This is a genomic window from Pluralibacter gergoviae ATCC 33028 = NBRC 105706 (genome assembly GCF_001598855.1).
Classification (GTDB): domain Bacteria; phylum Pseudomonadota; class Gammaproteobacteria; order Enterobacterales; family Enterobacteriaceae; genus Pluralibacter; species Pluralibacter gergoviae.
The window spans coordinates 15727-30212 of sequence record NZ_BCZS01000013.1 but is presented as its reverse complement, the minus strand read 5'-3'; the positions used below and the strand labels follow the sequence as shown (position 1 = coordinate 30212).

The 14486-nt window shown below is 59.8% G+C and carries 14 protein-coding genes, 1 tRNA gene and 1 pseudogene; 9 read left to right on the top strand and 7 right to left on the bottom strand.

All coding sequences use genetic code 11. From position 1 onward, the window contains the following. The first annotated feature begins 12 nt into the window (after positions 1-12). The 4 genes from ENGE1_RS14130 to hemW are packed head-to-tail and all read left to right on the top strand — an operon-like array spanning position 13 to position 2601. On the top strand, positions 13-579 hold the full coding sequence (locus ENGE1_RS14130) for a YggT family protein (RefSeq protein WP_043082075.1): 567 nt from the start codon (positions 13-15) through the stop codon (positions 577-579). Next, a complete protein-coding gene (gene yggU, locus ENGE1_RS14125; protein ID WP_043082074.1) occupies positions 576-887 on the top strand; it encodes a DUF167 family protein YggU in 312 nt (103 codons plus the stop codon). Before ENGE1_RS14130 ends, yggU begins: the two co-directional genes overlap by 4 nt. Further along, on the top strand, positions 875-1462 hold the full coding sequence (locus ENGE1_RS14120; protein WP_048254057.1) for an XTP/dITP diphosphatase: 588 nt from the start codon (positions 875-877) through the stop codon (positions 1460-1462). Before yggU ends, ENGE1_RS14120 begins: the two co-directional genes overlap by 13 nt. Further along, positions 1462-2601 carry a radical SAM family heme chaperone HemW gene (hemW, locus tag ENGE1_RS14115; RefSeq protein WP_048254056.1) on the top strand — a complete coding sequence of 380 codons (1140 nt, stop codon included), beginning with the start codon at positions 1462-1464 and terminating at the stop codon, positions 2599-2601. The genes ENGE1_RS14120 and hemW overlap by 1 nt, the downstream gene beginning before the upstream one ends. Before the next feature lie 48 nt (positions 2602-2649). Here hemW and ENGE1_RS14110 read toward each other — a convergent pair whose 3' ends face one another. The 5 genes from ENGE1_RS14110 to trmB form a co-directional block, all read right to left on the bottom strand. Then, entirely contained in the window at positions 2650-2997 is a 348-nt protein-coding gene (locus ENGE1_RS14110) for a hypothetical protein (RefSeq protein ID WP_045287464.1), read from the bottom strand. Between the two features lie 182 nt (positions 2998-3179). Next, a complete protein-coding gene (gene ansB, locus ENGE1_RS14105) occupies positions 3180-4226 on the bottom strand; it encodes an L-asparaginase 2 (protein WP_048254055.1) in 1047 nt (348 codons plus the stop codon). A gap of 155 nt (positions 4227-4381) precedes the next feature. Continuing rightward, positions 4382-5101: a YggN family protein gene (locus ENGE1_RS14100; protein WP_048254054.1), complete on the bottom strand. Its 720-nt coding sequence runs from the start codon at positions 5099-5101 to the stop codon at positions 4382-4384. A 54-nt stretch (positions 5102-5155) separates the two neighbouring features. After that, on the bottom strand, positions 5156-5482 hold the full coding sequence (locus ENGE1_RS14095; RefSeq protein ID WP_043082068.1) for a YggL family protein: 327 nt from the start codon (positions 5480-5482) through the stop codon (positions 5156-5158). Then, positions 5482-6201: a tRNA (guanosine(46)-N7)-methyltransferase TrmB gene (gene trmB, locus ENGE1_RS14090; RefSeq protein WP_045287462.1), complete on the bottom strand. Its 720-nt coding sequence runs from the start codon at positions 6199-6201 to the stop codon at positions 5482-5484. The genes ENGE1_RS14095 and trmB overlap by 1 nt, the downstream gene beginning before the upstream one ends. A 144-nt stretch (positions 6202-6345) precedes the next feature. Here trmB and mutY point away from each other — a divergent pair, with 144 nt between their 5' ends. The 3 genes from mutY to mltC are packed head-to-tail and all read left to right on the top strand — an operon-like array spanning position 6346 to position 8815. Further along, entirely contained in the window at positions 6346-7398 is a 1053-nt protein-coding gene (gene mutY / locus ENGE1_RS14085; protein WP_048254053.1) for an A/G-specific adenine glycosylase, read from the top strand. A 25-nt stretch (positions 7399-7423) separates the two neighbouring features. Continuing rightward, complete coding sequence (locus ENGE1_RS14080; protein ID WP_043082065.1) at positions 7424-7699, top strand: oxidative damage protection protein; 276 nt, start codon at positions 7424-7426, stop codon at positions 7697-7699. 33 nt (positions 7700-7732) lie between these two features. Further along, a complete protein-coding gene (mltC, locus tag ENGE1_RS14075; RefSeq protein WP_043086426.1) occupies positions 7733-8815 on the top strand; it encodes a membrane-bound lytic murein transglycosylase MltC in 1083 nt (360 codons plus the stop codon). A 36-nt stretch (positions 8816-8851) separates the two neighbouring features. On the opposite strand, the gene ENGE1_RS14070 is transcribed toward mltC, so the two are convergent. Next, positions 8852-10996 carry an ornithine decarboxylase gene (locus tag ENGE1_RS14070; RefSeq protein WP_048254052.1) on the bottom strand — a complete coding sequence of 715 codons (2145 nt, stop codon included), beginning with the start codon at positions 10994-10996 and terminating at the stop codon, positions 8852-8854. A 361-nt stretch (positions 10997-11357) separates the two neighbouring features. On the opposite strand from ENGE1_RS14070, the pseudogene ENGE1_RS29490 reads away from it, so the two are divergent. Together ENGE1_RS29490 and ENGE1_RS14060 are read left to right on the top strand one after the other, a co-directional pair. Further along, positions 11358-11495, top strand: a pseudogene (locus ENGE1_RS29490) (hypothetical protein); the annotation flags it as partial. 204 nt (positions 11496-11699) lie between these two features. Further along, positions 11700-11775: transfer RNA gene (locus tag ENGE1_RS14060), tRNA-Phe, on the top strand. Between the two features lie 186 nt (positions 11776-11961). Here ENGE1_RS14060 and torA read toward each other — a convergent pair. Continuing rightward, on the bottom strand, positions 11962-14481 hold the full coding sequence (torA, locus tag ENGE1_RS14055; protein ID WP_155409077.1) for a trimethylamine-N-oxide reductase TorA: 2520 nt from the start codon (positions 14479-14481) through the stop codon (positions 11962-11964). Positions 14482-14486 lie beyond the last annotated feature (5 nt).

Here is a 14486-nt window from a genome sequence, read left to right as displayed (position 1 = left end):
CTGAGGAACGCCATGAAGACGTTGACCTTCCTGCTCTCGACGGTAATTGAGCTCTACACCATGGTCGTACTGCTGCGGGTGTGGATGCAGTGGGCGCGCTGTGATTTTTATAATCCCTTCTCGCAGTTTGTGGTTAAAGCGACTCAGCCGATCGTCGGCCCGCTGCGCCGGGTGATCCCTGCAATGGGCCCTATCGACAGCGCCTCGCTGCTGGTCGCGTTTGTGCTCTGCGTGCTGAAGGCCATCGTGCTGTTTATGGTCATCACCTTCCAGCCCATCATCTGGATTTCGGCGGTGCTGATTCTGCTGAAGACCATCGGTATGCTGATCTTCTGGGTGCTGATGCTGATGGCCATCATGAGCTGGGTGAGCCGCGGCCGCAGCCCGGTCGAGTTCGTGCTGATGCAGCTGACCGATCCGCTGCTGCGCCCGATCCGCAACCTGCTGCCCGCAATGGGCGGTATTGATTTCTCGCCGATGATTCTGGTCCTGCTGCTGTACGTGCTCAATATGGGCATCGGCGAAGTGCTGCAGGCGACCGGGAACATGCTGCTGCCGGGGCTGTGGCTGGCGCTATGAGTGCCGCGGAGTATCAGAGTGACGGGCTGGTGCTGCGGCTGTACATTCAGCCAAAGGCCAGCCGCGACAGCATCGTTGGGCTGCACGGCGACGAGTTAAAAGTCGCCATTACCGCCCCGCCGGTAGACGGCCAGGCCAATGCCCACCTGGTCAAGTTCCTCGCGAAGCAGTTTCGCGTCGCCAAAAGCCAGGTCGTCATCGAAAAAGGCGAACTTGGCCGCCATAAGCAGGTAAAAATCCTGCAGCCGCAGCAAATACCTTCCGCCGTAGAGGCGCTGACAACGCAGGATACCCCATGCAAAAAGTAGTTCTGGCTACCGGCAACGCCGGAAAAGTGCGCGAGCTGGCCTCGCTGCTGAACGATTTTGGCCTCGACGTCGTGGCCCAGACTGAACTGAACGTCGACTCGGTGGAAGAGACCGGCCTGACCTTCATCGAAAACGCCATCCTTAAGGCGCGCCACGCGGCGAAGGTGACGGGCCTTCCGGCCATTGCCGACGACTCCGGCCTGGCGGTGGATTTTCTCGGCGGCGCGCCGGGAATTTACTCCGCGCGCTACGCGGGCGAAGAGGCCAGCGATCGGCAGAATCTGGAGAAGCTGCTCGACGCGCTCAAGGACGTGCCGGACGCACAGCGCCAGGCGCAGTTCCACTGCGTACTGGTCTATATGCGCCACGCCGGGGATCCGACGCCGCTGGTCTGCCACGGCAGCTGGTCCGGCGTGATTACCCGCGAAGCGGCGGGCAGCGGCGGCTTTGGCTACGATCCTATCTTCTTCGTCCCCTCCGAGGGCAAAACGGCGGCTGAACTGAGCCGCGAAGAAAAAATCGCCATCTCCCACCGCGGGCGGGCGCTGAAACTGCTGCTGGAAGCCCTGCGTTAATGCGTGTATTGCCGCCCCTGAGCCTCTATATCCATATTCCCTGGTGCGTGCAGAAGTGTCCGTACTGCGACTTTAACTCCCACGCCCTGAAGGGCGAGGTGCCGCACGACGACTACGTGCACCACCTGCTGGCGGATCTCGACGCCGATGCGCCCTACGCCCAGGGGCGCGAGGTGAAAACCATTTTTATCGGCGGCGGCACCCCGAGCCTGCTCTCTGGCAGCGCCATGCAGATGCTGCTGGACGGCGTACGCTCGCGCCTCAGCCTGTCGGCAGAGGCGGAGATCACCATGGAGGCCAACCCCGGCACCGTGGAGGCGGATCGCTTCGTTGAGTATCAGCGGGCGGGCGTCAACCGCATCTCCATCGGCGTGCAGAGCTTCAGCGAGCCGAAGCTTAAGCGTCTGGGGCGCATTCACGACGCCGACGAGGCGAAGCGCGCCGCGCGCCTGGCCGCCTCGCTGGGGCTGCGCAGCTTCAACCTCGATCTGATGCACGGCCTGCCGGACCAGTCGCTGGAGGAGGCGCTGGACGATCTGCGCCAGGCTATCGCCCTCAATCCGCCGCACCTGTCGTGGTACCAGCTGACCATTGAACCAAACACGCTGTTCGGCTCGAAGCCGCCGAAGCTGCCGGATGATGACGCCCTGTGGGATATTTTCGAGCGCGGCGATGCGCTGCTGACCGCCGCCGGCTACCGGCAGTATGAAACCTCGGCCTACGCGAAACCGGGCTATCAGTGTCAGCACAACCTCAACTACTGGCGCTTCGGCGACTATATCGGCATCGGCTGCGGCGCCCACGGCAAAATCACCTTCCCGGACGGGCGCATTCTGCGCACCGCCAAGACCCGCCACCCGCGCGGCTTTATGGAGGGGCGCTATCTGGAGCGCCAGCACGACGTCGAGGAAGCCGATAAACCGTTCGAGTTCTTTATGAACCGCTTCCGGCTGCTGGAGCCGGCGCCGCGGGCCGAGTTTACGGCATTTACCGGGCTGGAAGAGGCTACGGTTCGCCCGCAGATTGAGGAGGCGATACGCCAGGGCTATCTGACGGAGTGCGGTGAGTTCTGGCAGATAACGCCGCGCGGCAAGCTGTTTTTGAATTCGCTGCTGGAGCTATTTCTGGCAGAAGAGTGACGTGATTCGCCTCTCCCTCCGGGAGAGGCGATCTGCTCGTTGCTGGTCTTATTTCTTCACGCTGCCGACCATCGAGCCTGCGCCCGCGCCGAGGGCCGCGCCTTCCAGCATACTGTGGCCGGTCAGCGCCGCGGCCCCCGTACCCAGCGCGCCGCCGACCAGCGCGCCTTTGCGGGCGTTTTTCCCTTTTTTCCCCTTGTTCACCGCCGCGCCGATACCGCCGCCGATGACCGCCCCTTTGACGCCTGACTCAACGGACTGCCCGGCCATCCCGCCGACGGCAGCCCCGGCAACGGCCCCGCCGAGCGCCCGGTTTGCGGCAAATGAGGAGGAGGAGGCAAACAGGGCCACAAGCGCACAGCCGGCCAGCGTGCTTTTAAGAGAGTGAAGTTTCATATTTTCCTTCGGAAATGAAAAGCGCAATAAATGAGAGCGGCGGCATCGCCCGATGTCCGCCCGGAGCGCATCGTACTGCAACTGCATCGGCTGATAATGGCTCAAAAATGCTGAAAAATGAGGAAAAAGCAGGATTTTAATGTGCCGGCAGCCTGGCGCTGCGCCGCCGGCGGTGTTAAGGATTAATAGCGGTTAAACATTGTCTGGATCTGTTGCGGATCGTCGGTTTTCGTTAACGCCAGCTGCAGCAGTACGCGCGCTTTTTGCGGGTTCAGGCTGCCGGAGGCCACAAAGCCATATTTACTGTCGTCCACCTCGGCATCGCGGGTCGTTGAGCCCGTCGGCACCCTCGACGATCGCACGACAATAGTGCCCTTTTGCGCGGCGCTCGCCAGCGCATCAAAGACCGTTTTATACATATTGCCGTTGCCGACGCCGGCGCTGACGATCCCCTGATAGCCGCCGCCGATCAGCGCTTTGACAGGCAAATCCGAGGCGTTGGCATAGTTATAAACGATCCCCACTTTCGGCAGCGCCGTGAGGCCGGAGACGTCAAACGGCGTGGAAGTGGTGTGCATGCGCGCCGGGGTGCGCTGGTAGTCAACCTTACCGTTGTGAATATAGCCGAGCGGACCGAAGTTAGCGGCTTTAAAGGTCGCCACGTCCGTGGTATTCATTTTCACCACATCGCGACCGTCGAGCACCGTATCGTTCATCACTACCAGCACACCGCGGTTAGCGGAGGCTTTGTCGGCTGCGGTGACAACAGCATTGTAGAGGTTAAACGGGCCGTCGGCGCTCAGGGAGGTTGCCGGGCGCATGGCGCCGGTCAGAACCACTGGCTTGCTGCATTTTACCGTTAAATCGAGGAACCAGGCCGTCTCTTCCATCGTATCGGTACCGTGGGTGATAACAAAACCGTCGGTTTTGTCGCAGTCGGCATTAATACGTTTAGCCAGGGTCAGCCATACCGTATCGTTCATGTCCTGCGATCCGATATTAACGATCTGCTCTCCCTTAATCCCCGCGATGTCCCTGAGCTGCGGCACGGCCCTGACCAGGCTCTCCACGCCCATTTTTCCCGCCGCGTAGCTTGAGCCGGTTGCTGAATCGCCGCCGCCCGCGATGGTGCCGCCGGTCGCCAGTATTGTGATATCAGGCAGCGCCAGCGCGGCCCCGCTGACGCTCATCACTAGCGCGGCAAGCGCCGTTTTTCTTAATAAATCCATCTATTTTCTCCGGTTATTTACGCTCCCTGCATTATCCGAATACTGCCGGTGAATAATGTGATGCTCTGCGGTTAACCAGATAAATAATTGTGGGCGGGATAACATAGAGGAGAAAATGGCGCAGCGGGGCTGCGCCTTGCGGAAAAAAATAGCGTTTACTTCAGGCCGCCCACCAGCGCCTTGCGGCTCTCCTCCAGCGAAATCACCCGGCTGCACACGTCTTTGCCGAACTGCTGGAAATCCGCCTCCTGGTTTTTCCACTCGTTCTGCACCGCGGTCTGCAGGCCGCCCATGCTTCCGAGGACATTTTGCAGCGGGTTGCCGCCGCCTTTGGTTGCCGCACTGACGCCCATCTCGTTGATGCTGTCCTGCAGCAGGCCGCCCATCGCCTGGTTCACCAGCTTCTGGCCGTCGGCGCGCACCTGCTCAATACCTTTGTGATGGAAGGTCAGGCCGTCGCTGCGGTGCTCAATAATGCGGTTCATCTGCGCTTTGAGCTGGGCATCGAGTTTGGTCAGGCGCGAGTGCATATTGCTGGTAGCCCCCACCTGCTCGGTGATGATTTTATCCAGCGCCGCCCGGCTCTTCTCAACTCTGGCGCGGGCGCCGTCGTCAATCCACGGCAGGGCGTTGCGCAGCGCCGTCTGGTAATCTTTTGCCTGTTCAGTCTGGGCGGCATTCAGGGTGTACTGCTTGCCGTTATAGGTGACATTGCCTTCCGGGGTAATCACCAGATCGCCGTTCTCACCTTTCACCTGCACGGTCTGGGGCTTGATGATCACGTCATCGCGCGGGTTAACGCTGCACTGGTAGTCCGCCTGGGCAGCAAAGGCCGTTAGAGCCAGAGCCGCTGCCAGCAGGGATTTGCGTATCATAGAAACTCCTGTAAAGACAAAACGGGCCAGCGATTGCTGGCCCCTGATATCAACTTAGTCCCACCAGACGTCGAAAAGTTCGCTGGTGCGCACCTCTTCGAACTTCCTCTCTTCGAGCCATTTGCGCACGATGGCCTGGTGTTCTTCGGTGCACTTGCCAATTTCCTGCATGCAGATAAGGCCCTCCCAGGCCAGATAGCCGCTGCCGTCAAAGGCCAGACCGTTCGGCTCAATGACTTCATTAATAAAGTCATCGACAGCTTTATCGATCTGCTCCTCGCCGGTGCCCTCAGGGAAGCGCCACGCAACGGAGAAGCCCAGTTCCTGAAACTCGTCGATGTGCATCTTCTTGCGCAGGCGGCGGCTGCGATTTTTAGCCATTATTTTACCCTCTCGAACATGAGATCCCATACGCCGTGGCCAAGACGCTGGCCACGCTGCTCAAATTTGGTTACCGGACGCGAATCCGGGCGCGGCACGTAGTCGCCGGTTGCAGACAGATTTTTGTAGCCGTCGAGCGGCGACATCACTTCCAGCATGTGCTCCGCGTAGGCTTCCCAGTCGGTCGCCATGTGGAAAACGCCGCCCAGCTTGAGCTTGCTTTTCACCAGCTCGGCGAACGGCGCCTGCACGATACGACGCTTATTATGGCGCGCTTTGTGCCACGGGTCAGGGAAAAAGAGCTGCACCATAGTCAGGCTGTTGTCCGGGATCATGGTGTGCAGTACCTCAACGGCGTCGTGGCACATCACGCGCAGGTTCTCAACGCCCTCTTCGTGGGCGGAGGCGAGGCAGGCGCCGACGCCCGGCGAGTGGACCTCAATGCCGAGGAAGTTCTGGTCCGGGCGGGCCTTCGCCATCGCCACCAGCGAGGCGCCCATACCGAAGCCTATCTCAAGCGTGGTCGGCGCGTCGCGGCCAAACAGCGCGGGCAGGTCGAGCGGCTCGCCGCTGAACTCAACGCCCATCACCGGCCAGTAGTGGTCCAGCGCGTGCTGCTGACCTTTGGTCAGGCGGCCCTGACGGCGGACAAAGCTGCGAATACGGCGCAGCGGGCGGCCGTTTTCATCAAATTCCGGTGAAATGACGTCGTTACTCATAAAAATTCAGTCTGCTCAGAGTGTGTTCGGGAAAGGGGGCATTATCCAAAGTTATGCCCGGTATGCAAGCATGGGAAAGATCCGGTTTACAGGCCGCAGCCGCTGTGCTGCAATCTGCCTCCCTGATACAGCGACGCGGTAGCCATGCAAGCCTCACAATTTTCAGCCCAGGTGCTGGACTGGTACGATAAATATGGTCGCAAGACCCTCCCCTGGCAAATTGACAAGACGCCCTACAAAGTATGGCTCTCTGAGGTGATGCTCCAGCAAACCCAGGTGGCGACGGTTATTCCCTATTTTGAGCGCTTTATGGCGCGCTTTCCGACGGTGACCGATCTGGCCAATGCGCCGCTCGATGAGGTGCTCCACCTGTGGACCGGCCTCGGCTACTACGCCCGCGCGCGCAATCTGCACAAGGCGGCGCAGCAGGTGGCGACAAAGCATGGGGGAATATTTCCGCAAACCTTTGATGAGGTCGCCGACCTGCCGGGGGTCGGGCGCTCCACCGCCGGCGCGATTCTCTCCCTCTCTTTAGGCAAGCACTTCCCCATCCTCGACGGCAATGTCAAGCGGGTACTGGCGCGCTGCTACGCGGTGGCGGGCTGGCCGGGCAAGAAAGAGGTCGAGAATCGCCTGTGGCAAATCAGCGAAGAGGTGACGCCGGCAAAGGGCGTCGAGCGCTTTAACCAGGCGATGATGGATCTCGGGGCGATGGTCTGCACCCGCTCAAAGCCGAAGTGCGAGCTCTGCCCGCTGAGCGGCGGCTGCGTGGCTTACGCGAATCACAGCTGGGCCAGCTATCCGGGCAAGAAGCCGAAGCAGACTCTGCCCGAGCGCGTCGGCTATTTCCTGATTATGCAGCACGACGATGAGGTGCTGCTGCTGCAGCGCCCGCCGAGCGGGCTGTGGGGCGGCCTGTTCTGCTTTCCGCAGTTCGACAGCGAAGCGGCGCTGCGCGACTGGCTGGCGCAGCGGCATATTCAGGCCGATACTCTCTGCCAGCAGACCGCTTTTCGCCATACCTTCAGCCACTTCCATCTGGATATCGTGCCGATGTGGCTGCGCGTGCACTCGTTCGACGCATGCATGGATGAAGGCAACGCTCTCTGGTATAACTTAGCCCAGCCGCCATCCGTGGGGCTGGCAGCGCCGGTAGAGCGCCTGCTACAGCAGCTACGCGCCGGCGCTCTTGCCTGAGCGACGGCCACAACGAGGAGTTATCATGAGCAGAACGATTTTTTGTACTTTCCTGCAGAAAGAGGCCGAGGGCCAGGATTTTCAGCTCTACCCGGGCGACATCGGCAAGCGTATCTATAACGAGATCTCTAAAGAGGCCTGGTCGCAGTGGCTGCACAAGCAGACGATGCTAATTAATGAGAAGAAGCTCAGCATGATGAATCCTGCCGATCGCAAGCTGCTTGAGCAGGAGATGGTGAACTTCCTGTTTGAAGGCAAAGACGTGCACATCGAAGGCTATACGCCGCCGGAACAGCAGTAACCCTAATCCACAACGACACGCACTCCCGGAATGATGAAAAAATTATACGCGCTGGCTTTACTTGCGCCGTTGCTTGTTTCGTGTTCAGGACATAAAAATCAGGGCGCTGCCTGGAATGAAGCCTGGGATAAGGACACCAACGGTTTTGACATTCTGATGGGGCAGTTTGCCCATAATATTGAGAACATCTGGGGGTATAAGGAAGTGCTGGTCGCGGGGCCGAAGGATTACGTTAAGTATTCCGATCAGTACTATACCCGCAGCCACATCAACTTTGACGCCGGGACCATCACTTTTGAGACCATCGCCGGCACCGATCCGGCCGGTCGCCTGCGCCAGACTATCATCAAGACCCTGCTGATGGGCGACGATCCGGGGTCGGTCGATCTCTACTCCGACGCCGACGATATCCAGATCTCGAAAGAGCCGTTCCTCTACGGCCAGGTAGTGGATAACACCGGCCACCCGATCCGCTGGCAGGGCCGCGCCGCGAACTACGCCGACTGGCTGCTCCAGCACCGGCTGATGCGCCGGCAGAGCGGGCTGCACGTTATCTACAGCGTGACGATTAATCTGGTGCCGAACCACCTCGACAAGCGCGCCCACAAGTATATCGGCATGGTGCGCCAGGCGGCGCACAAGTACGGCGTGGACGAGTCGCTGATCCTGGCGATTATGCAGACCGAATCCTCCTTCAACCCCTACGCGGTCAGTAATTCCGACGCGCTGGGACTGATGCAGGTGGTGCAGCATACCGCCGGGAAAGACGTGTTCAAATCCCAGGGCAAATCGGGCACGCCGAGCCGCAGCTATCTGTTCGATCCCGCCAGCAATATCGACACCGGCACCGCCTATCTGGCGATGCTCAACAACGTCTACCTGAGCGGCATTGATAACCCGACCTCCCGCCGCTATGCGGTGATCACCGCCTACAACGGCGGCGCGGGCAGCGTGCTGCGGGTGTTCTCCAGCGATAAGGTGCAGGCGGCGAATATCATCAACACCATGGCGCCCGGCGACGTCTACCAGGTGCTGACCACCCGCCATCCTTCCGCCGAGTCGCGCCGCTATCTGTATAAGGTTAATAACGCGCAGAAGAGCTACCGGCGCAAATAGCGCAGACGCCTCTCTCCCCGGAGAGAGGCGTCCGGTTTACGCCTGTACCTTCAGCACGTTCCCCCACAGCCGCTGGATCCCCTCGGCGTCGGTTTCGATATACACCCCCTGCAGCTCCGGCGAGAAGCCGGGCAGCAGGTTAACGCCCTCTTCCAGCGCGAGGAAGTAGCGCAGCACCGCCCCGCCCCACGCTTCACCCGGCACCACGCACAGCACGCCCGGCGGATAGGGCAGCGCGCCCTCCGCCGCGATGCGCCCGTCGGCATCGCGCAGACGCACCAGCTCGACGTTGCCGCGGATAAACTCGACGTGGGCGTCCTGCGGGTTCATCACTACCGGCGGGAAGCTGGCCTTGCGGAACATCGCCTTCTGCAGATCCTTGACGTTAAAACCGGCGTAGAGATCGTGCATCTGCTGGCAGAGCTGGCGAATGCTGTAGTCGCGGTAGCGCAGCGGATACTTGCCATAGACCGACGGCAGCACTTCCGCCAGCGGCGTGTCCTCTTCGATATGCTGTTCGAAGCGGGCCAGCATCGCCACCAGGTGCGCCATTTTCTCCGCGCTTTCGGCGGGCGTCAGCAGGAAGAGGATCGAGTTAAGATCGCACTTCTCCGGTACGATGCCGTTCTCGCGCAGGTAGTGGGCGAGGATCGTCGCCGGGATGCCGAACTCGGCGTATTCGCCGGTGGCCGCATCGATTCCCGGCGTGGTGAGCAGCAGCTTGCAGGGATCGACGAAGTACTGATCCGCCGCGTAGCCCTCAAAGCCGTGCCAGCGCTCGCCGGCGCCAAAGCTGAAGAAGCGGCGCTCGCGGGCGATCTGCTCCGTGGGGTGATCCTGCCAGGGACGCCCCGCCACCTGCGGCGGAATAAAGGGTTTGATCATCCGGCAGCGGTCGAGGATCGCCTTGCGGGCCTCGATGCCGAGGGTAACGCACTCCGCCCACAGGCGGCGTCCGCTCTCGCCTTCGTGGATTCTGGCGTTGACGTCGAGGGCGGCAAACAGCGGATAAAACGGGCTGGTAGAGGCGTGCAGCATATAGGCATTGTTGAGGCGCTTATAGGGGCAGAACCGCGCCTGGCCGCGAATATGATCGTCTTTCTTGTGGATCTGCGACGTCTGCGAGAAGCCCGCCTGCTGCTTATGCACCGACTGGGTGACGAAGATCCCCGGATCGTTTTCATTGAGATCGAGCAGCAGCGGCGAACAGTCGGCCATCATCGGAATAAACTGTTCGTAGCCGACCCAGGCCGAGTCAAACAGGATGTAGTCGCAGAGGTGGCCAATCTTATCCACTACCTGGCGGGCGTTATAGACGGTGCCGTCGTAGGTGCCGAGCTGAATGACCGCCAGGCGGAACGGCCGTGCTTCACCGGCCCGCTGCGGCGCCACTTCGGCAATCAGTTCACGCAGGTACGGCTCATCAAAGCAACGCTCGTCGATGCCGCCGATAAAGCCGAACGGGTTGCGGGCCGCCTCCAGATAGACCGGCGTCGCCCCGGCCTGCAGCAGCGCGCCGTGGTGGTTGGATTTGTGGTTGTTGCGGTCAAACAGCACCAGATCGCCGCGGGTCAGCAGGGCGTTGGTGACAACTTTATTCGCCGCCGAGGTGCCGTTGAGCACGAACCAGGTTTTATCGGCGTTAAACACGCGGGCGGCGTGCTTCTGGGCGTGCTTAGCCGCCCCTTCGTGGATCAGCAGATCGCCGAGCTTAACGTCGGCGTTGCACATATCGGCGCGGAAAATGTTCTCGCCGAAGAACTCGAAGAACTGCCGCCCGGCGGGATGCTTCTTAAAGAAGGCGCCGTGCTGGTGGCCCGGACAGGCGAAGGTGCTGTTCTCCATCTCCACGTACTGGGTCAGAGTATTGAAAAACGGCGGCAGCAGCGCCTCTTCATAGCGCAGCGCGGCGGCCTCAAGTTCGAGCCACTGCTGGACGCTGCCGTTAATCACCATATCCACGCCGTCCGGCGCATCCGTGGGCTGTTCCGAGAACAGAAACACCGGCAGATGGAAGCCGGTGCGCTTAAGCAGCGTCAGGATACCGCTGCGGCTGTCGGCTGCGGTAATGACGACGGCCGCCGCATCGGTGAAGTCCGTCTCATCAAGCCGGATCACCTTGCGGTGGGTGGAGAGACGGCTGACCAGCTCGGCGCTGGCGGCAATGTGCATCGATTTCATAAGCGCAAATAACCAGATTCAGGGTGTAAATGGCCCGGGCAGGTACTGACCTGCCCGTCACTGTCCGGGGTCCGACTGGTAGCCAGCACCGACCGCGGGACATCAGTAAAAGCAGACGCCTTCTGATTTTACTGCTGCCCTGCAGGGGGCCTGAGATGCCCTCACCGCATGGTGAGAGAGGGGGCGAGCGGAGACGGATAGCGGGCGGCAGCGTTGTGCTGCGATAGTGAAAACATGCCTGCGTCTCCTGCGTGAAAGGTGAAAATTCGCGCAATAATGGCAGCTTTCGCCAGCGGGCGCAAGGCGAAATCGGTACTGGAAACAATGAGAAAATATTCACCTTTTATGCACAATTAAGGCAATAACAACGAACCGTAAATATTTATCGCGCGAGAGCCAATGCGCGGTGGTGCCGGGCGGTGCAATTGATGCCCTGCTGAGCCAGCGCTTAACGGAACGTATCCGCACGTCAATGACCGCCATCTTTGGCCTCACCTCCCCCGGCACTACCGTGGTAGCGTCCAGCATCCCGCTGCTGATTATCCAGCTCGCCGGCGCCATGCTCATCCCGCCGCTGGCCATACCGCTTTCCGCCGCCCGGAGCACATTTATTGCCTGAAATGACCAGAGTTTGCGCACTTCCGCGCGGAAACGATAAATTTCGTTGACGAGGTGCCGGGATTAAGGTTTAATGCGCCCCGTTGCCCGGATAGCTCAGTCGGTAGAGCAGGGGATTGAAAATCCCCGTGTCCTTGGTTCGATTCCGAGTCCGGGCACCACTATTCAGAGAACCCAGCCTTATGGCTGGGTTTTTGCTTTTGGCGGAACGGACAAGGGGTTAGGTAACCCCCTGACGGGCTTACCCCGAGTTTCCCATGCCATTTCCAGCGCTTTCATGGTGAGTCTGCTGTCCGGCGAGATTAATAAAAACTATCTTAAGATGCCGGGCTTCCCCGGCATCGAAATTACGCCCCTGCAGGTACATCATGCGCGGTGTTTTTCATTACCGGGCCGGTGTATTTCTCGATCTGCAACTGCGACATCTGGCCGCAGTTCCCCTGCGCGAGACTGGAAGATCCCACGTCAAAGGTCAGACAGTTAACGTTACCGTTCTTACACAGCGACCCCGGCTGCGACGGATCGGCCGGGTCAAACCAGGCCCCTTCGCTGATGCGCACTACGCCTTCGCGAACGTAGTCGGTGACTACCGCCCCCACCAGAATCTGCCCACGATCGTTGTAGGCGCGAACCAGATCGCCCTCGCTGATACCGCGTGCCGTGGCGTCCTTCGGATGGATCCAGATAGCTTCGCGGTCGGCTACGGCATATTTCTTACGCAGCGGCGTATTGTCGAGCTGAGAGTGTAGACGGTTGATAGGGTGACCAGTATTGAGCGACAGCGGATACTTCGCAGCCTCCGGGCCGCGATACCACTCGTGAGGTGGCATCCAGGTGGGGATCGCTTTGCAGTCCTCGTAGCCCATTTTGGCAATGGCGTCGGAATAGATCTCAATTTTACCGGACGGCGTACCCAGCGGATTAAGCAGCGGATTCTCGCGGAAATCTGCGAAACGCACCCACTGTTTGTTCTCCTCCGGGATCGGGAAACGAATGTAGTTGTTAGAAGCCCAGAACATATCAAACGGCGGCAGCGCCACGCGGGCGTTACGTGCCTGGGCTTTCATCTCATCATACATGCCCTTCAACCACAGCATCTCATCTTTACCTTCGGTAAAGGCGTCGCGTACGCCAAGTATCTCGGAAATCTCCGCAAAGACATCAAAGTCATTTTTCGCTTCGTTCTGCGCCGGCACGCACTGACGCAGCGGGAAGACATACAGCTGCGAATAGTCGCCACCCATATCCATGTCGTTACGCTCGTAGGTGGTGGTCACCGGCAGTACGATATCGGCGTGTTTCGCCGTCGCCGTCCAGTACGGCTCGTTCACGACTACGGTTTCCGGATGCTGCCAGGCTTTCACCAGATTATTGGTATCCTGATGCTGGTGGAAGGTGTTTCCGCCCGCCACGTAGACCATTTTAATATCCGGATAGGTGACTTTCGTACCGTTATAGTCGATGGTCTTGCCAGGGTTCGCCAGCGCATCGGCAATGCGCGCCACCGGGAACGGAGTGATCTCCTTTGCTGCCGGTGAGGTTGGGCTACCGGCAGAGATCCCAGCCAGAATACCCCCGCGCGCGGTTGGGCTACCGCCGGAAGAGTAGTGATAGCTAAAGCCGAAACCGCCGCCGGGCAGGCCAATCTGGCCCAGCATCGCCGCCAGCGTCACCATCATCCAGTGGGCCTGTTCGCCATGATGCTGACGCTGAATGCCCCAGCCGCCCATAATCATGGTGCGATGCTTCGCCATATCTCGCGCCAGTTGCTTGATTGTTCCAGCATCAACGCCGCTGATATCCGCAGCCCAGTCGGCATCTTTTACGACACCATCATCTTTACCGTTGAGGTAGGCGGCAAATTTATCAAACCCTACGGTATAGGTTTTCAGGAAATCAGGATTATGCAGATTTTCAGCCAGCAGCGTATGCGCAATCCCCGCCATGAACGCGCAGTCGGTATAGCTGCGCGGGGCAATCCATTCGGCACCCAACTGACGCGCGCTGTCGCTGCGCACCGGGTCGATACAGATAATCCTGGTGCCTTTTTTCTTCAGCGCTTCAAAGCCCGTTTGGCCGACATGGTCCGGCAGGTTCCAGCTGTTTTTTAGTGTGATCATTGGATTACAACCGATCATCACTACCAGCTCGCTGTTATCAATAACGTTTGGCCACGCAGTTTGCTGTTCATACACTTCAACGGAACCAACCACGTGCGGCATAATCACCTGCGCCGCGCCGGTTGAGTAGTCGCCGGAATAGCCGACAAAACCGCCTGCCAGGTTCATCATACGCTGCAGCAGCGTTCTCGGATTGTGGAACATCCCGACACTTTTCCAGCCATAAGAACCGGCATAAATAGACGACGGGCCATGCTCTTTTTGCAGACGGCTGATTTCGCCCGCCACCAGGTGCAGCGCTTTATCCCAGCTGACGCGGACCCACTCATCGCGGCCGCGCAGCTCTGGCTTACAATTTTTCGCCCCGCCTTCTAACCAGCTTTTACGCACCATCGGATATTTAATCCGGTTTTCGGCGTGGACCTGATACGGCGCCATAGTAATCAGTTCGTTGGGATAGGGATCGTCTTTTATCGGGCGAACGTCCACCATTTTGCCGTCGCGCACGATGGCCTCAAACGCGCCCCAGTGGGCGCCGGTCAGAATACCGCTCTGCGCCTGACGCAATGCGATAAACTGCGGCATAGCCTGACTGATGGCCTCAGCCAGCGCCGAGCGCGGCCATATTCCCGCCAACAGCGGCACCGTCATTAGGGCGCTGGCGCCAGCCAGAAAACGGCGACGCGTCAGATTCATCCCGGGTTCCTGGCGCCGATCCGCCATCACATCAACGTTATTCTTTTTCATCATGG